The following is a 16,408-nucleotide window of genomic DNA, read 5'->3' as shown; positions in this document are numbered from 1 at the left end:
CGCCCGGATTACGAAACTCGCTGCGGTGCGCTGGCTCGCGCTGTGGTTATGCTTGGGAACCTGTTCCAGCTGCTCGGGAGCCCAGTCGGCGCTTGATCCGGCCGGAGAGGAAGCGCGCCAGATCGCTGACCTTTTCTGGCTCATGGCCATTGCTGGCGGTTTTATCTGGCTGACGGTCATCGGTCTTCTGGTCCACGCGACACGTCATGAGCGCACTCCCATAGACGAGCGTATTGCAAGCCGGCTGATTTTCTGGGGCGGGGCAGCCATTCCTTCGCTACTCCTCTTTCTCTTGCTAGGCTATGCGCTTTGGTTGATGCCTGGACTGAGACCTTTCGCACGAGCCGGCGAAGCCAATGGTCTCAGGATCGAAGTGACTGGTGAGCAATTCTGGTGGCGGGTCGCCTACCACCTGGCTGACGGCGGAGTTCCTATTCTTTCCGCCAACGAGATCAGGCTGCCGGTTGGCGAGCGCGTCGAGTTCTTGCTGAAAAGCACCGACGTCATCCATTCCTTCTGGATTCCCGCGCTCGGTGGCAAGATGGACATGATCCCGGGTCGCGTGAATCGGCTCTCGTTGCTGGCTACCAAACCTGGCACCTACCGCGGCCCTTGCGCGGAATATTGCGGGACCTCGCACGCGCTGATGACCTTCACGGCCGTCGCCATGCAGCCCGCTGCCTTCCGGGAATGGCTGGCTGTGCGGGCGAACCCTTCGCCCGGCGCATCCTTGCCCGGACGCGACATATTCCTTCGCAACGGCTGCGGCGCGTGCCACCGCGTTGCGGGCACACAAGCTGAGGGTGGTGTCGGCCCGGATCTCTCGCATATGGGTTCGCGGGGAACGATTGGTGCCGGCGTTTTGCCCACCGACGATGAGGCCGTTCGTAGCTTCATCGCCCATCCGCATTTGATCAAGCCGGGTTCGAAGATGCCCGACTTCAACATGTTGCCCCAACAGGACATCGCCGAAATCGCCTCCTGGCTGAAGGGGCTCGAATGACAACCCTCAAAGCCCGCATCAAGCGAAACGCCTTGCCCTCCGCAGAGAAGATCGAGGAAGAACAGCTGCGCCTCGTCTGGAAGACGCCGATCGGCTGGCGTTACTGGACTTCGGTCAACAATACGCAGGTTGGCCTCTGGTACGGGGGTGCGGCCTTTGCCTTCATGCTGTTTGGCGGCGTGCTGGCGCTTCTTGTGCGCACGCAACTCGCGGTTCCGGGAAACAATTTCCTCTCTGCCGACTTCTATAACCAGGCCTTCACGCTGCACGGCACCGTGATGATGTTCCTGTTTGCCGTGCCCATCTTCGAGGCCGTCGCCATCTTTCTGCTGCCGCCAATGCTCGGTGCGCGTGAACTGCCATTTCCCCGTCTCGGCGCCTTCGGCTTCTGGAGCTTTCTGATCGGCGGTGTCTTCGTTTGCGGTTCGATCTTCTTCGACGCCGCTCCCTCTTCAGGCTGGTTCATGTATCCGCCTCTTGCCACTGACAAGGCATATTCCGGCATTGGTGCCGACATCTGGCTGCTGGGCCTCTCCTTTATCGAAGTCGCCTCCATTGCTGCGGCGGTCGAACTGATCGTCGGCATCATGAAGTGCCGCGCGCCGGGCATGCGCATCAACCTAATGCCACTGTTCGCCTGGTACCTGCTGATCGTCGCGGGCATGATCCTATTCGCTTTTCCGCCGCTGATCGCCGGCGACATCTTGTTTGAGATGCAGCGCATGTTCGACTGGCCGTTCTTCGACCCGACGCGGGGCGGCGACCCACTGCTGTGGCAGCACCTGTTCTGGATCTTCGGGCACCCCGAGGTCTACATCATCTTCTTGCCCGCCATCGCGCTGATGGCGATGATCGTGCCAACCTTTTCGCAACGTCCGATCGTCGGCTATTCCTGGATCGTGCTTGCCGCTGTCGGCACCGGCTTCCTATCGTTCGGCCTCTGGGTCCACCACATGTTCGCGACCGGCCTGCCGCAGATCTCGCTGGCATTCTTCTCGGCCGCCTCGGAAGCGGTCGCGATTCCAACCGGCGTGCAGATCTTCGTCTTCATCGCCACCATGCTGGCCGGACGTGTCATCTTCTCGGTGCCGATGCTGTTTGGCGCCGGCGGGCTCGCTATCTTCGTCATCGGCGGGCTGACCGGCGTGATGGTCGCGCTCGTGCCGTTCGACTGGCAGGCGCACGATACCTATTTTATCGTCGCACATCTGCATTACGTGCTGATCGGTGGAATGCTGTTCCCGCTGGTCGCCGGCGTTTACTATTACTACCCGCTGATCAATGCGCGGATGCTCTCGCCCCGTCTCGGGCGCACCGCCTTCTGGCTGATGTTTGCCGGCTTCAACGTCGCCTTCTTTCCGATGCATCTCAGCGGCCTGCGCGGGATGCCGCGCCGCGTCTTCACCTACCCCGAGGGGATCGGTTGGGACTGGCTGAATCTCATCTCCACGATCGGCGCCTATGTTTTCGCGGCAGGGGTGCTGGTGGTTGTCTTCGATGTTGTACGGCCGAAGCATCGCGAACCTCGCAGCGAGCAGAATCCGTGGAAGGCGGGCACGCTCGAATGGCTGAACGAGCCCGAGGAGAACTGGGGCGTTCGATCCATTCCGATCATCGAGAGCCGGTATCCGCTTTGGGACCAGGCGGATCTGATGCAAAAGGTCAATGAGGGCGCCTATTATCTTCGCAGTGCCAAGGAGAATCGCCGCGAGACGCTCATCACCTCGGTGCTCGACGCCCATCCGCTGCAGTGCCAGCGCGTGGCGACATCAACCACGATCACAATAATCTCGGCCGCATTGCTCGGCGGCGTCTTCGTCGCGCTCACCTTCGAACTCTGGATCCTTGCCCTATTGTCGGGCATCGGCACGCTCTCTGCCATTTTGTGGTGGCTCTGGACCGGCACCGGCGAAACCCCGGAAAAGAAGACCAAGGATGTCGGCCTTGGACTGCGCTTGCCGCTCTATGCCTCCGGCCCGGATTCTGTTGGCTGGTGGGCGATGTTCATTACGATGGTTGGCGACGGAACTGCCTTCGCCAGCCTCATCTTCGGCTATTTCTTCTACTGGACCATCCATCCCGACTTCACTCTGGGGCAGCCGGGTCCCGGTATGCGGTGGCCGATGATCGCGCTCTCTCTCTTCGTCGCCGCATGGGTCGCGATGCTTGGTGCGCGCCGACTGAACGCAAGCGGGTGGATCGACGGCGCACGCGTTGCGCTTGTTGCCGCGTTTCTGCTGACGCTTGCTGCCTCTGCAGCCGGTTTTGCCGGACCTTGGCAGCATGACATGCAGCCGACCGCGCATGTCTATCCGGCGATCGTCTGGATTCTCGTCATCTGGGCGCTTGCTCATGCCGCGGTCGGATCCGTCATGCAGCTCTATTGCCTTGCGCGCAGCCTCGCCGGTCGCCTGACGCGGGAGCACGACATGGAACTGCACAACGTCGCGCTCTACTGGCATTTTATGGCGATCACCGCTGTCATCACCTTCGCCGTCATCGGCCTTTTCCCTGAAGCGATGTGAGACGGTGATGCGCATCATTCCCAAAGAGGTCGAAACGCTCTGGACGCTCTTCACCGCGCCCGTGATCTGGGCCGGACATTTCCTCGCCTGTTACGCACTGGCCGCAATCTGGTGTGCAAAGCGCGGTGACCTCGGTTTCGCTGTCGTCCAGGCTGGCATAGTGGCTATGACGCTGGCGGCACTCGCGATGATCGTCTTGTCCGGGTGGCTCGCCTGGAGGCAGTGGGGCTTCGGCACGAACGATCCGCCGCACGACGATCCCACAGCGACGGACCGCAACCTCTTCCAGGGGTTTGCCACGCTGCTGCTTTGCGGCCTGAGCTTCGTCGCCGTGCTCTACGTGGCGCTGCCGCTGCTCTTCATCGACGGATGCTCCTCATGAGGACGGCAAGCCTGTTGCTGGGCTTCGTCACCCTCGCGCTGGTCTGGGCGGGACCGCTGCTCGATGCGTGGCGTGGCTCGTTCGCGGCCCACATGCTTGCCCACATGGGCGTCGTCGCGATCGCGGCGCCGCTGATCGCGATCGGTATTGCCAGGACGATACGCTCCGTGGCCACCGCCGCTCCCCTTATCGCCTCTCTCGTCGAACTGATTGTCGTCTGGGGCTGGCATGCGCCGGCTGCGCGCCAGTGGGCCGAGACATCGACCATCGCCACCATGATCGAGCAGGTGTCCTTCCTTGGCGCCGGACTGTTCCTGTGGCTGACGTGCGTGGCGCCGCGCAATTCCGATGCGCCGGCTAGGGACGCTGCCGGCGCCTTCGCGTTGCTCCTGACCTCCATCCACATGACGTTGCTTGGCGCGCTGCTCTCGCTCGCCTCGCGACCGCTCTATGGCCTCGGCGATGTGACGTGCTTCGGCCTCGTGCTCGGGGCGGGACAGGACCAGGCGCTCGGCGGCATCATCATGTTGATGATCGGCGCTGCCGCTTACCTCGCTGGAGGCGTCTTCCTGCTTGCCAGGCTCCTAGGCGGCAAAACCGAGAGGCTGGCCGGCTGATGCACGTCAACTGGAAACACTTGGCGATAGGCCTGGCGATTTTGCCGGTCGCCGTGCTTTTCGCGACCTGGATCGGCTTCTTTAACGTTGGTGCCTCGACCGGCCACTGGAAGGTGACCGAGTGGTTCCTCCACTTCGCCATGCGCTCGGCCGTACGGACATACGCACTCACGGTCAAGGTGCCGGACGAGCTGCCGCGCTACGCTATTCAGCCGGCTGCCGGCCATTTCGCGCGCGGCTGCGCCATCTGCCACGGCGCGCCCGGCGAACCGCGATCGCCCGCCGTCCTTGCGATGCTGCCGCAGCCGCCGGACCTTGTCGGTAAGGTCGGCGAATGGACGGACGCCGAACTCTTCCGCATCGTCCAGCACGGCGTGCGCTTCACCGGCATGCCGGCCTGGCCGACGCAGCAGCGCGACGATGAAGTCTGGGCGATGGTCGCCTTCCTGCGCGAACTGCCGATGATGGACGAGGCGCGGTGGCGCGACCTTGCTTATGGCAGTAGCGAACCGCCGACTGGCCAAACACGAGGCCTCGAACGCGCACTCGCCGACTGTACCCGCTGCCACGGCACGGATGGGCTCGGCCGGAGCCCCGCAACGCCCGTCTTGGCCTCTCAGCGCGAAACCTATCTTCTTGAAAGTTTGAGAGCCTACGCTGCCGGCCACCGCCAGAGCGGTGTCATGGGAATTTCTGTCACCGCTGTCGACCCTGCACTCCTCGCCGATCTCGCGCGGCATTTTTCCGCGCTGCCTGCGCCTGCAACGTCGATGCAACCGGACCGTGCCCGGATCGCGCGTGCCGATGAGATCGCGCGACGCGGCATTCCGGAGCGCGACGTTCCGGCATGCCTGGGTTGCCACGGTCGTCCGGACCGCAACCCCATCTATCCGGAACTGTCCGGACAGCCCGCCAAATACATTGCGACCCAGCTCGAGCTTTTCCGCGAGGAAAAGCGCAGCGGCACGCGCTTCGCCCATCTGATGCGCAACGCTGCTAAAAACCTCTCGGACGAAGATATTGCCGCACTGGCCGCCTATTTCGCGCAAATGTCGCGTGCCGCCGCAACCGGAACGCCCTGATGGCGTTACGTCACTGTCCCAATCTCGGGAATATCTGATGCGAAAAATTCTCGGCGTTTTACTCGTTATTGTCCCCTTCGTCGTAATCGCGGGGGCGAGCTTGTTCTTCTTCTCGCGCGAACAGGCCACCGTTCCGATCGAGCAGACCTACGGTCCAAACCCGACGCTCGCCGAACCCAATCCGACCTGGATACCCACGGTCCACGTTGCCGAGGCGACCCCTTGGCCCCAAGGCAAGATGCCGGTCGCCGCCCAAGGCTTCGCCGTCAACGAATTCGCTGGCGGCCTCGACCATCCGCGCTGGCTGCACGTGCTGCCCAATGGCGACGTGCTGGTCGCCGAAAGCAACGCGCCGCCAAAACCTGACGAAGGTTTTTCCATACGTGGCTGGTTCATGAACCTGTTCCAGAGCCGGGCTGGCGCCGAGGTGCGGAGCGCCAACCGTATCTCGCTGTTACGCGACGAGAACGGCGATGGCGTGGCTGAGACCAGGACAGCCCTCCTCAGCAGCCTCTTCTCGCCCTTCGGCATGACGCTGCTCGACGGCAAGCTCTATGTCGCCAATGCCGACGCGGTCGTCACTTTCCCCTATCGCGACGGCACCACCGAGATCACTGCTCCGTCCGAGAAGATCGTCGACCTTCCGGCCGGCCGCAATCACCATTGGACCAAGGACGTCATTGCCAGTCCGGACGGAACGAAGCTCTATGCCACCGTGGGCTCCAACTCCAATGTCGGCGAAAACGGCATGGAGGAGGAAGAAGGCCGCGCCGCCGTGCACGAAATCGACCTCGCGACGCGGCAGACGCGGCTCTTTGCGTCGGGTCTGCGCAACCCGAACGGCCTCTCCTGGAACCCTGAAAGCGGGGAACTCTGGGCGGTCGTCAACGAGCGTGACGAGATCGGCAGCGACCTCGTTCCCGACTACATGACATCGGTCAGGGATGGCGCCTTCTACGGCTGGCCCTACAGCTATTTCGGCCAACACATCGATGTCAGGGCGCAGCCACCACGTCCGGACCTCGTCGGCAAGGCGATCGTGCCCGACTACGCACTCGGGGCGCACACCGGGTCGCTTGGGCTCACCTTCAACACCGCCGACCTGTTCGGCCCGCACATGAAGAATGGCGCCTTTGTCGGCCAGCATGGTTCATGGAATCGCATGCCGCGAAGCGGCTACAAGGTGATCTTCGTGCCGTTTGCCGACGGCAAGCCGTCGGGGCCGCCACAGGACGTGCTCACCGGATTTCTGAGCAACGATGACAAGGCATTCGGCCGTCCGGTTGGCGTCGCCATCGACCGAACTGGCGCATTGCTGATCGCGGATGATGTGGGCAACAAGATTTGGCGGATTATCCCGGCGGCCGACTAGGCCGGCGCGTTGCTTCGGCGCGTGGAAGGGTTGGGCTCATGGGCCAAAACGACCGAGGAGCCGAGCGGATCGTCACCATTTTTGGCGAAACAGGGTTTCTCGGGGGACGATCGAGATGCCGATGGCGCTCGGTCTGGTTGGCGGCGCCACCAGACGCGTCCGCTGCCCACATCGCGCTCAAGATCCTCGGGGTGAAGGGTGCGCAGGAACTGGCCGAGGCGGCGGTGACCGTCGGCCTGGCACAGAACATGGCGGCGATCCCGGCGCTGGCCAACTTATCCTGAATGAGTGTGCGAGAAGAATGCATGGCTCCAAGTTGGCTTGCGGTTTGCGCGCCCAAGGCTGGTTTGATCAACTGCACACCAGGACCGTGACGATAATTGAAACCGTCGCGAGCTCCGGCCCTTGGGCCAAACGGCCACATAAGTTTATTCGTTTTTGACCAATACGCGCCGGCGGATTCCTGTAATCTTCAGAAAAACACCGGGCTAACCGGGGCCAACCAGAAAGGTCGGGGAATGAAATACGTCGTCGATACGATCGGCGGTCCCACAGGCGGTGATGCCTGGCAAGCCGCTGTTACCGAAGCCTATTTTCCGCTCGACACCGAGTATCGGAACCGTCGTGAATTTTCAGGCACGCTGGAAACCTTCTCGCTTGGGCTCGTCAGCGTGTCTAAAATGCGCTGCGATGCCGTAAGCTATCGCCGCCATCGCCGCCACTTCCTCAACGAACGTGACGCCAGCCTGCTCATCACCATCCCGGAGATGTCGGAGGTGAATTTCTCGCAAGGGTCGAGGACCGTCAATTGCGGTCCGGGGGGCTTCCTCGTTGAGAGGGGAGATGCGCCTTACGAATTCTGGCACGGTAAGCCAAACGCGCTGTGGGTCCTGAAGGTGCCGTCGTCGAGCGTTCGGGCGCGGATCGGGTCTGCCGAACGGCTCAGTGCGCTCAGTTTCGACGCAACCCAAGGCGTCGCCGCGCTCTTCCTTGACACGGTGCGAACCACGATCGGCCATGTCGATGAGATCACTGAAGTCGCTCGTGAGATGATGGGCAGGCACATCCTGGAAATGCTGTGCCTGTCGATCGTGAGCGACGATCGCGTGCTGGACAGCAGCATCTCGTCGATCCGGGCCGGCCATTTGCATCGTGCCGAGCAGTATATTCGCGACAATCTGAAGAATTCCGGCCTCGGCCCGCAGGCGGTGGCCGATGCCTGCGGGATTTCCCTGCGTTACCTGCAGGTTCTTTTTCAGGACAGCAACCAGTCGATCAACGGCTTCATCCGCGACGCCCGGCTTGAACTTTGCTCCGAGGAACTGATGTCGGTGACCAACATCAGCAGCGTTGCCGAGATTGCTTACCGCTGGGGCTTTGCCGACCAGTCTCAATTCTGCAAGCACTACCGGACGCGGTTCGGTTGCGCACCGACTGATACCCGTCGCGAAGCAGCGAACCGGGCAGGCCGCGCTTCGACCTCAAGAGAGCGGCACTAGACCGGCGAAATCCGGGCCGATTCCCATAATCTATTGCGACGCCGCCCCGGCAAGGGCGGCGAAAGCCGGGCCTTGCCCGCAAATATCCCGCGAAGGAACTGTCATGAGCAGAATAAGAGTTGCCGTCGATGTCGGAGGGACTTTCACCGACATTTGCATCATGGACGAAGATAGCGGCGCGATCCGCATCGAGAAGACCGCCTCCACGCCTGACGATCCCATGCAGGCGATCATGAATGGCGTGGAGCAGGGCCGCATCGATCTTTCGGAGGTGACGCTGTTCTCTCATGGTACGACGGTCGCCACCAATGCGCTGATCACCCGCCGCCTGCCACGCACCGCAATGGTCTGCACCGAGGGTTTCCGTGATGTTGTCGAGATCCGCCGCGCCAACAAGGAAGACCTCTGGGACACCTACAAAGATGTCGCCAAGCCCTATATCCCGCGCCGCGACCGGCTGACGGTCCGGGAACGGGTCAGTGCCGAGGGCACGATCCTGGAAGCACTGGACGAAGAGGCCGCTCACCGCGTCGCGGAAATTCTCGTGAAACGGCAGGTCAAGTCCATCGCCGTCTGCTTCATGAACTCCTATGTCAACGGCGCCAATGAGCGCCGCATGCGTGAGATTCTGAAGGAGGCCATGCCGGATCTGCCGGTTTCGATCTCCTCGGAGGTGATGCCGGAAATCTTCGAGCACGAGCGTTTTTCCACCACCATGGCCAACGCCGTCTGCGCCCCGGTCGTCGTCGACTACGTGTCGCGTCTCGGAGAAAAGCTTGCCGCGGCCGGATACAAGCGAGATCTCCTGTTGCTGCACAGCGGTGGCGGGGTCATGACACCCGCAAGCGTCAGGGATTTCTCAGCCCGGCTCGCAGGATCGGGCATCGCCGCCGGTGCGATCGCAAGCCGCTTCATCGGAAATCTCTGTGGCTTCCAGAACTCGATCGGCTTCGACATGGGCGGCACCAGCACCGACGTCTCGCTCGCATGGAACGGGGAGTCGCGCATCACAAAAGACTGGTACATCGAATTCGGATATCCGATCCGCTTCCCCTCCATCGAGGTGCTGACCATCGGCGCGGGCGGCGGTTCGTTGGCATGGCAGGACGAGGGCGGCAGCTTGCGCAACGGACCGCAGTCCGCCGGCGCCTTTCCGGGCCCGGCCTGTTACAAGAATGGCAACCGCACCGCCACCAACACTGATGCCAATGTCGTGCTCGGTCGTCTCGGCACCAGCCTTGCGGGCGGCAAGATCACGCTCGACCCCGCTCTGGCCGCCCAGGCGGTTCAGGAGACGGTGGCGGAACCCTTCGGCATGGAACTCCACCAGGCGGCTGAGGCGATCATCGCCGTCGCCAACGCCAATATGGGCAATGCCGTCCGGCTTCTCTCCATCAGCCGGGGCTATGACCCACGAGACTTTGCGCTCGTCGCATTCGGCGGTGCAGGCGCTTTGCACGGAGCGGCCGTGGCGAAGGAGCTTTCGATTCCAACCGTGATCGTGCCGCCCAATCCTGGCGTCACCTCCGCGCTCGGTTGCCTTCTCGTCGACGTGCAGCATGATTTCTCCGAAAGCTTCATGGCCGATGCTTCGACGGTCTCGCCCGCCGAGATGCAGACGGCCTTTGTTCTGATGGAAGAACAGGCGGTTGAGCGCCTGACCCATGAGGGCGTGGCGCGCGAAGACATGGCGCTGCAGCGTACGGTCGAGATGATGTACCAGGGCCAGTGGCGCTCACTCGCGGTGTCAGCCCCGGCGCGGATCGAGAGCATCTGCTCGCTGATAGAGGCATTCCACAACGAGCACGAACGCGAGTTCAACTACCGCCGCGAAGAGGCGCCGGTGTCGATCTTCCGCATCGCGGTCAAGGCGATCGGCATCGTACCGAAAGCCGAGATGCCGCGGCATGAAGTCTTGCCGCACAAGCCACAGCCGGTCGGCCGCCGCGGCGTCTGGTTCGACGGCGTATCTCATGATGCGGCTGTCTATGAACGCGACCAACTCAGCGCCGGCGCTGCCTTTGCGGGACCCGCCATCGTCGAACAGTTCGATTCCACCACCGTGGTTCCGCCGGGAATGAGCGCCACCGTCGACGACTTCCTGAACATTCTCATCGTAACGAAAGGCTGAGACATGACAAAGCTGATTGAAACGAGCCCTGGCCTCGATCCGGTAACGTTCGAGGTGCTGAAAAACTCCTTCATCACCACCGTCGACCAGATGGCAGAACAGATGCTTCGCACCTGCTATTCCTTCGTCATCTACAACCGAGACTTTTCGAACGCCCTGCACGACGCCGATGGCAACTCCGTTGCCCAGGGCAACTACGACATCGCGGTCCATGTCGGCACACTGCACAACACATGCAAGGAGGTGATCCGGGTCTTCGAAGGCGATATGGCACCCGGTGACGTCTACGCTATCAACGATCCCTATGCCGGCGGTACGCATTTCAGCGATGTTCGGCTCGTCCGACCGATCTTCGATGAAGACAAACTGATCGGCTTCTCCCAGTCGAACGGACACTGGTCGGATCTCGGCGGCTCGGTGCCGGGTTCCTTCGACGTCACCGCCCGCGACATGTTTCGCGAAGGCCTGCGGATCACGCCGTTGCGCCTTTTCCAGCGCGGCCGCTTCTGCTCCGACGTCGCCAACATGATCGCGGCCAACACGCGCGATCCCGCGTCGATCATTGGCGACATCCATTCCCAGGCGCAGGCGACGCAGGCCGCCGAGCGCGAACTGTTGCGGCTGGTCAAGAAGTACGGACGCGGCCAGGTCATGCGCGGGATGGAGGAGGTTCAGGACTACGTCGAACGTGCCGTGCGAAAGCGTCTCGCGGAGCTGCCCGACGGCACTTGGGAGACGGTCGACTACATCGACCGGGATCTCGGTGCCGGCGAAGGCATGATCCCGATCCGCATCAAGATGACGATCAAGGGCGACACGATCCACTACGACTTTACGGGAAGCCATTCGACCATTGCCTCGATGTACAATTCCGCCCCGGGCGCGACCTTCTCGGCCGTGGTCGCCGGCATGAAAACCTTCTTTCCGGACCTCCCGCTCAACAGCGGATTTTACCGGATGATCGAGGTGACTGCGCCAAAGAACAGCATCGTCAGTGCGGAATGGCCGGTGGCGGTGACCGGGTTCCTGATGCCGTTCGAAAAGATCATGAACGCGATCTTCGAGATGTGGTCGAAGATCATGCCCGAACGCGCTATCGCCTGCGCCTTCAACCTCGAATATCTGCTGGCCGGGGGACGGGACGCGCGCAAACCCGAAAAGCCGATCTTCATGTTCTACGAATGGCTGCCGGGCGGTTGGGGCGGGCGCAACGGCAAGGATGGTGCCGATGTCACCACCGCCTGCTTCGGAACCGGGTTGATGTCGCAACCGAACGAAGGCAACGAACGGGTGAATCCGACTCGGACGGTCGAGTTCCAGATCAAGCAGGATTCAGCCGGGCCTGGCAAATGGCGGGGCGGCGTCGGCGTGCAGAAGACCTCCTTGCTGCTTGAGGCTGAAAATGCCGTCATGTCCTATATTTGCGACCGCGAGCGCGCTGTCGTCTGGGGTGTCGAAGGAGGCCTGCCGTCGATGCCCCACGGCTTGACCATGAAGCGCGCCGGAGAAGAGACCGAGATCTGGCTCGGCTCCGTATTCTCCGATTACTCCGTCCACACAGGCGACCAGTTCGCTCGTCCGACGGCCGGCGGCGGCGGTTTCGGCGATCCACTGCAGCGCGAGCCCCGCAAGGTGATGGAGGACGTGATCGACGACTACGTGTCTCTGGAGCGCGCCAAGACTGACTACGGCGTGGTGATCCGCGAAATCGACCGCGACCTGTGCCAGTACGAAATCGACGGGACGGCAACCGAAGCCTGCCGTGCCGACATCCGGGCGAAACGGAAGGACTGGGCACGCATGGATCCTGAGGAGGTCGCGCGCAAATATCGCTCCGGCGAGATCGATACGCTCGATGCGGTTCGGCACTATGCCGTGATCCTCGACTGGGAGACTGGCGAACTCCTCCCCAAAACCACCGCCCAGTTCCGTGAGAGCTTTGAGAAACGCACGGTCGCTCACTGGGCCTGAGCGCCAAAGAGCACGCCGCAGAGTTATCTGTTTTTTCGATACGCTACTCAAAGAATTACTATTTCACAGGAGCCTAAAGCTGGAGCAACAATGCTGCAGCGCCGCGAAAGTTGGCTGCTTCCGAGGGGTATGACAGATGGCACCAAGCGTGGAACGATCGTTCACCGCAGCCAGCACACTTGAAGAGGCAATGGCCGCACGCCGGCAAGGCGCGGCGGTGCTTGCCGGCGGCACCTGGATGATGCGTGATCCACGGCGCGGGGTCGACCTTCCCGAGGCGGTGGTCGCACTCCACCGAATACCCGCCTTGTCCAAGGTCGAAATCGAACCGGACCATGTCGTGATCGGCGCAGCCGTTACCCATGCAGTCCTTGGCCGCGCGTTGCACGGGGCAGTGGGCTTCGAAGGTCTGGTTGCCGCGGCGGAGAATGCGGCCAATCCCGGCATCCGAAAGGTCGCCACCGTGGGCGGCAACCTTTGTGCCCCCGACTTTGCCGCCGCCGATCTCGCCCCTGCGCTTCTCGTCTGTGAGGCGGCGGTGGAACTGGAGACGTTCGAAGGCCCAAAACTTCTCGGTATTTCAGATTTCCTCAAAGACAGGCATGCGCTGCTGGCCGAAGCGATTGTGACGAGAATTCATCTGCGCCGCGACCTTGTCGCAAGTGCTCATATCCGCCTGCCGCTTCGGAAAGCCGGCGACTATCCGGTCGCCATCGTCTCGCTTGCGGTAGACAAAGACAAACGATGTCGCATCGCCGTCGGCTCGGTGGAGCCGGTAGCGCGGCGCTGGACGGCGCTCGAACAGGCCATGAGGGCAGGCCCGGCCTATGCGCTCGATCCGGAACGCACCGCCGAGCTTGCACTGGAGCACAATGATTTTCAGGGCCGCGGCGGTAAGGAGGCGGAGGGTTGGTACCGGCGCCAGGTTCTTCCGCCGCTGGTCAAACGCGGTGTTGCCGCACTTCTCAAGACTGGGGGCCTGGCATGACCGTGACATTCCAGCTGAATGGCGAGGACTGCCGCTTTGATGGCGATCCGATGACGCCGCTCGTCGACATCTTGCGGCAGGAACGATTCCTGACGGGGACCAAAGCCGTGTGCCGCGAAGGCTTTTGCGGCGCGTGCACGGTGCATGTCGACGACGAAGCGGTGCCGTCCTGCCTGAAGCCGGTTGGACTGGTCCAGGGATGCGCGGTGACGACCATCGAGGGATTGAGTTTCGGAAGCCAGGCGCTGCACCCGCTCCAGGCCAATTTCGAGGCGGTCGATGCCGTGCAATGCGGCATGTGTTTTCCAGGAATGGTCATGAGCCTTTCGGCGTTCGTGCGTGACAATCCGCATGCGAGCCGTCCCGAAATCAAGGCCGCGATGGCCGGCAACATCTGCCGCTGCACGGGATATGAGCGGATCGTCGACGCCGTGGCCGACTGCCTTGACCAAGCGCGGAAGGCTGGCCAGTTGGTGGGAGGCATACATGTCTGAGCTGTCCGCCACGGTGATGAATCTTCCCCGCCGCGATGCGCAGGACAAGCTGCGCGGGCGGACAAAATACACCAACGACCGGATTCGCCCCGACATGCTGCATGCCGTGCTGCTGCGGTCGACCGTTCCCGCGGGGCGTATCCGCAAGCTCGACGTTTCGGCGGCACTTCGCTGTCCTGGTGTGCGCGCGGTGGCGACCGGCGCCGACGCGCCAGGGCTCTACGGCATCGGCATTGCCGACCATCCGCTCCTGGCCATCGACACGATCCGCTATCACGGTGAACCAATCGCCGTCGTCGCCGCCGAGACGGAGAAGCAGGCGCGGGCGGCACTTGCCGCCATCATGCTCGAGGTCGAGCCGCTGGCACCGGTGCTCACCATGGCCGACGCGCTCCAGCCCGGCGCCCGTCTCGTCCATGAGGGCTGGCGCGGCTACGAGGTGATCACCGAGGGCGGTGCACGTGCCGGCAACATCGCATGGGAGGCAAAATCCAGCCGCGGTGACGTCGATGCGGCCTTCGCCCGTCCCGACATACGCATTGTCGAGAGCAGCTTTACCGTCGGCCGGCAGAGCCATGTGCCCTTCGAACCGCGCGTTGCCATCGGCTCCTGGGAGGACGGCCGTGCTCACATACAGACCTCGACGCAGGTGCCTTGGACCGTGCGCAACGTCACCGGAAGGGTCATGCAGCTTCCGCCCGGGCGTGTGCGGGTCACTGTACCCCCTGTCGGCGGCGGGTTCGGCCTGAAATTCGATGCATCCATCGAGCCTATCACTGCAGTTCTGGCGCGGATGACCGGGCGCACGGTGGTCCTGGAAAATACCCGGCAGGAAGAGATGGCAACCTGCCTCTGCCGCGAGAATGCGGAAATCCGCATCCGGTCCGCTGTCACTGCCGAAGGATACATCGCCGGGCGCGAGGCGGTCGTGCTGATGGACTGCGGTGCGTATGGAGGCGAACAGGTTTTTCTGACGACGATGACGGCGCACACGCTGGGCGGCAATTACAGGGTTGGCGCAACGCGGCTCGTCAGCCGCGCCGTATACACCAACACACCACCCAACGGTGCTTTCCGGGCTTGCAACGGCGTCTACAACACATTCGCTTTGGAGCGACACACCGACGAAATCTGTGATGCGCTAGGCTTCGACCCGATGGAGTTCCGGAAGAAAAATGTCCTGGGAGATGGTGATCTCGGTGCCACGGGCCAGGTTTTCGAGGCCGACGTGCTGGGTCCGATGCTCGATCGCATGGAGACACTGCGCGCCAGTACCGGTACATCAGAGGCCGAGGCCGACGGCAGGCTCTATGGTATTGCAACCACGGTCGGCACATGGTTCGTTTTCGTCGGGCCTTCGGCGGCGACGGTGAATTTGAACGCCGACGGCAGTGCAACACTGGTCACGTCGGGTGTGGAGATCGGATCTGGCACGATGGTGCAATCCCTGCCGCAAATCGTGGCCGGGCAACTCGGCCTCGCTCCCGACCAGGTGATCGTGCGCGAAGCCGACACCGATGCCGCCGGTCTCGATGTCGGCGTTGGCGGCGGACGAACCACCGTGTCCATCGGCGCGGCAAGTGTGGCTGCCTGCGCGGAAGTGCGGGAAAAGCTGCTGCGGACCGCCGGCGAGATGCTCCAGACCCGACCGGAAGACTTGGTGCTGCGGGATGGTCGTGTCGAGATCGCGGGACGTCCCGGCTCCGGCATATCGATCCCCGCTGTCGTCGCCCATGCGCAGGCAACCACCGGCCCGGTCACCGGAAGCGGAGCCTTTACCGCCAGGAACACTCCGGCAATGTCCGGCTGCGCGATGGGGCACTTCATCGATGCGCTCGACATCCCCGTCTTCGTTGTCCACGAGGCCGAGGTGGCGGTTGATCCGGACACCGGTCATGTCGAGGTGCTGGCCTATCGCGTGGTGCAGGATGTCGGCCGCGCACTCAACCCGCGCGCGGTCATGGGCCAGATACAGGGTGGTGTCGTGCAGGGTCTCGGCTACGCCCTGCATGAGGAGGTGACGATCACCGCTGACGGACGTATCGCGCAGGACGATTTCGAGACCTATCGCCTGCCGCTGGCGCAGGACGTGGTTCCGGTCGCCGCCGACCTCTACGAGGGCGCTCCGTCGATGGGGCCTCTAGGCACCAAGGGCGCGGGCGAGGTCCCGATCCTGGCCGTGGGCGCGGCGATCGGCTGCGCTGTGGCACGCGCTATCGGCAAGCCGGTGCGGCAGCTGCCACTGACGCCGCCGCGCGTGCTTCGACTGCTGCACGAGCGCGAACCGCCGCCGGAATTCCCCCACATCGCCCACGGCTGGGCGTCGAACACTCTGGGCTGAGGC

General features: G+C 62.9%; 13 protein-coding genes. All 13 read left to right on the top strand.

Annotation, left to right across the window (positions count from 1 at the left end):
* Positions 1-25: 25 nt before the first annotated feature.
* The 13 genes from coxB (at position 26) to EOA19_RS02220 (ending at position 16,405) form a co-directional block, all read left to right on the top strand.
* Entirely contained in the window at positions 26-1,003 is a 978-nt protein-coding gene (gene coxB, locus EOA19_RS02280) for a cytochrome c oxidase subunit II (protein WP_245486038.1), read from the top strand.
* Positions 1,000-3,528 carry a cytochrome c oxidase subunit I gene (gene ctaD, locus EOA19_RS02275; protein WP_128302556.1) on the top strand — a complete coding sequence of 843 codons (2,529 nt, stop codon included), beginning with the start codon at positions 1,000-1,002 and terminating at the stop codon, positions 3,526-3,528. The genes coxB and ctaD overlap by 4 nt, the downstream gene beginning before the upstream one ends.
* 7 nt (positions 3,529-3,535) lie before the next feature.
* Positions 3,536-3,910 carry a hypothetical protein gene (locus EOA19_RS02270; RefSeq protein WP_127294296.1) on the top strand — a complete coding sequence of 125 codons (375 nt, stop codon included), beginning with the start codon at positions 3,536-3,538 and terminating at the stop codon, positions 3,908-3,910.
* The gene (locus tag EOA19_RS02265; protein ID WP_245486037.1) at positions 3,907-4,527 is read left to right on the top strand and encodes a cytochrome c oxidase assembly protein; all 621 of its coding nucleotides are present in this window, start codon (positions 3,907-3,909) and stop codon (positions 4,525-4,527) included. The genes EOA19_RS02270 and EOA19_RS02265 overlap by 4 nt, the downstream gene beginning before the upstream one ends.
* Entirely contained in the window at positions 4,527-5,609 is a 1,083-nt protein-coding gene (locus EOA19_RS02260; RefSeq protein ID WP_128302554.1) for a c-type cytochrome, read from the top strand. The genes EOA19_RS02265 and EOA19_RS02260 overlap by 1 nt, the downstream gene beginning before the upstream one ends.
* Before the next feature lie 37 nt (positions 5,610-5,646).
* Positions 5,647-6,981 carry a sorbosone dehydrogenase family protein gene (locus EOA19_RS02255; protein WP_128302553.1) on the top strand — a complete coding sequence of 445 codons (1,335 nt, stop codon included), beginning with the start codon at positions 5,647-5,649 and terminating at the stop codon, positions 6,979-6,981.
* Between the two features lie 38 nt (positions 6,982-7,019).
* Positions 7,020-7,265, top strand: coding sequence for a hypothetical protein (locus tag EOA19_RS02250; protein ID WP_245486035.1), 246 nt, complete (start codon positions 7,020-7,022; stop codon positions 7,263-7,265).
* Between the two features lie 234 nt (positions 7,266-7,499).
* Positions 7,500-8,480 (top strand): helix-turn-helix domain-containing protein, encoded by a 981-nt coding sequence (locus EOA19_RS02245; protein WP_023808993.1) that lies wholly within the window; start codon positions 7,500-7,502, stop codon positions 8,478-8,480.
* 103 nt (positions 8,481-8,583) lie between these two features.
* The gene (locus tag EOA19_RS02240) at positions 8,584-10,611 is read left to right on the top strand and encodes a hydantoinase/oxoprolinase family protein (RefSeq protein WP_023808992.1); all 2,028 of its coding nucleotides are present in this window, start codon (positions 8,584-8,586) and stop codon (positions 10,609-10,611) included.
* A 3-nt stretch (positions 10,612-10,614) separates the two neighbouring features.
* A complete protein-coding gene (locus tag EOA19_RS02235) occupies positions 10,615-12,582 on the top strand; it encodes a hydantoinase B/oxoprolinase family protein (protein WP_023808991.1) in 1,968 nt (655 codons plus the stop codon).
* 136 nt (positions 12,583-12,718) lie between these two features.
* Positions 12,719-13,570 carry an FAD binding domain-containing protein gene (locus EOA19_RS02230; RefSeq protein ID WP_128302552.1) on the top strand — a complete coding sequence of 284 codons (852 nt, stop codon included), beginning with the start codon at positions 12,719-12,721 and terminating at the stop codon, positions 13,568-13,570.
* Positions 13,567-14,064, top strand: coding sequence for a (2Fe-2S)-binding protein (locus EOA19_RS02225; RefSeq protein WP_023808989.1), 498 nt, complete (start codon positions 13,567-13,569; stop codon positions 14,062-14,064). Before EOA19_RS02230 ends, EOA19_RS02225 begins: the two co-directional genes overlap by 4 nt.
* On the top strand, positions 14,057-16,405 hold the full coding sequence (locus EOA19_RS02220; RefSeq protein WP_128302551.1) for a xanthine dehydrogenase family protein molybdopterin-binding subunit: 2,349 nt from the start codon (positions 14,057-14,059) through the stop codon (positions 16,403-16,405). Before EOA19_RS02225 ends, EOA19_RS02220 begins: the two co-directional genes overlap by 8 nt.
* Positions 16,406-16,408 lie beyond the last annotated feature (3 nt).

This window comes from Mesorhizobium sp. M7A.F.Ca.US.010.02.1.1 (assembly GCF_004023085.1).
Classification (GTDB): Bacteria; Pseudomonadota; Alphaproteobacteria; order Rhizobiales; family Rhizobiaceae; genus Mesorhizobium.
This window is presented reverse-complemented; position numbering and strand designations above follow the sequence as displayed.

Excerpts from the sequence above, each read along its gene's own strand:
- EOA19_RS02255 (WP_128302553.1), top strand. The coding sequence starts at position 5,647 with ATGCGAAAAATTCTCGGCGTTTTACTCGTTATTGTCCCCTTCGTCGTA.
- EOA19_RS02235 (WP_023808991.1), top strand. The coding sequence starts at position 10,615 with ATGACAAAGCTGATTGAAACGAGCCCTGGCCTCGATCCGGTAACGTTC.
- EOA19_RS02260 (WP_128302554.1), top strand. The coding sequence starts at position 4,527 with ATGCACGTCAACTGGAAACACTTGGCGATAGGCCTGGCGATTTTGCCG.
- EOA19_RS02270 (WP_127294296.1), top strand. The coding sequence starts at position 3,536 with ATGCGCATCATTCCCAAAGAGGTCGAAACGCTCTGGACGCTCTTCACC.
- EOA19_RS02225 (WP_023808989.1), top strand. The coding sequence starts at position 13,567 with ATGACCGTGACATTCCAGCTGAATGGCGAGGACTGCCGCTTTGATGGC.
- EOA19_RS02220 (WP_128302551.1), top strand. The coding sequence starts at position 14,057 with ATGTCTGAGCTGTCCGCCACGGTGATGAATCTTCCCCGCCGCGATGCG.
- EOA19_RS02265 (WP_245486037.1), top strand. The coding sequence starts at position 3,907 with ATGAGGACGGCAAGCCTGTTGCTGGGCTTCGTCACCCTCGCGCTGGTC.
- EOA19_RS02230 (WP_128302552.1), top strand. The coding sequence starts at position 12,719 with ATGGCACCAAGCGTGGAACGATCGTTCACCGCAGCCAGCACACTTGAA.
- ctaD (WP_128302556.1), top strand. The coding sequence starts at position 1,000 with ATGACAACCCTCAAAGCCCGCATCAAGCGAAACGCCTTGCCCTCCGCA.
- EOA19_RS02245 (WP_023808993.1), top strand. The coding sequence starts at position 7,500 with ATGAAATACGTCGTCGATACGATCGGCGGTCCCACAGGCGGTGATGCC.
- EOA19_RS02240 (WP_023808992.1), top strand. The coding sequence starts at position 8,584 with ATGAGCAGAATAAGAGTTGCCGTCGATGTCGGAGGGACTTTCACCGAC.
- EOA19_RS02250 (WP_245486035.1), top strand. The coding sequence starts at position 7,020 with ATGGGCCAAAACGACCGAGGAGCCGAGCGGATCGTCACCATTTTTGGC.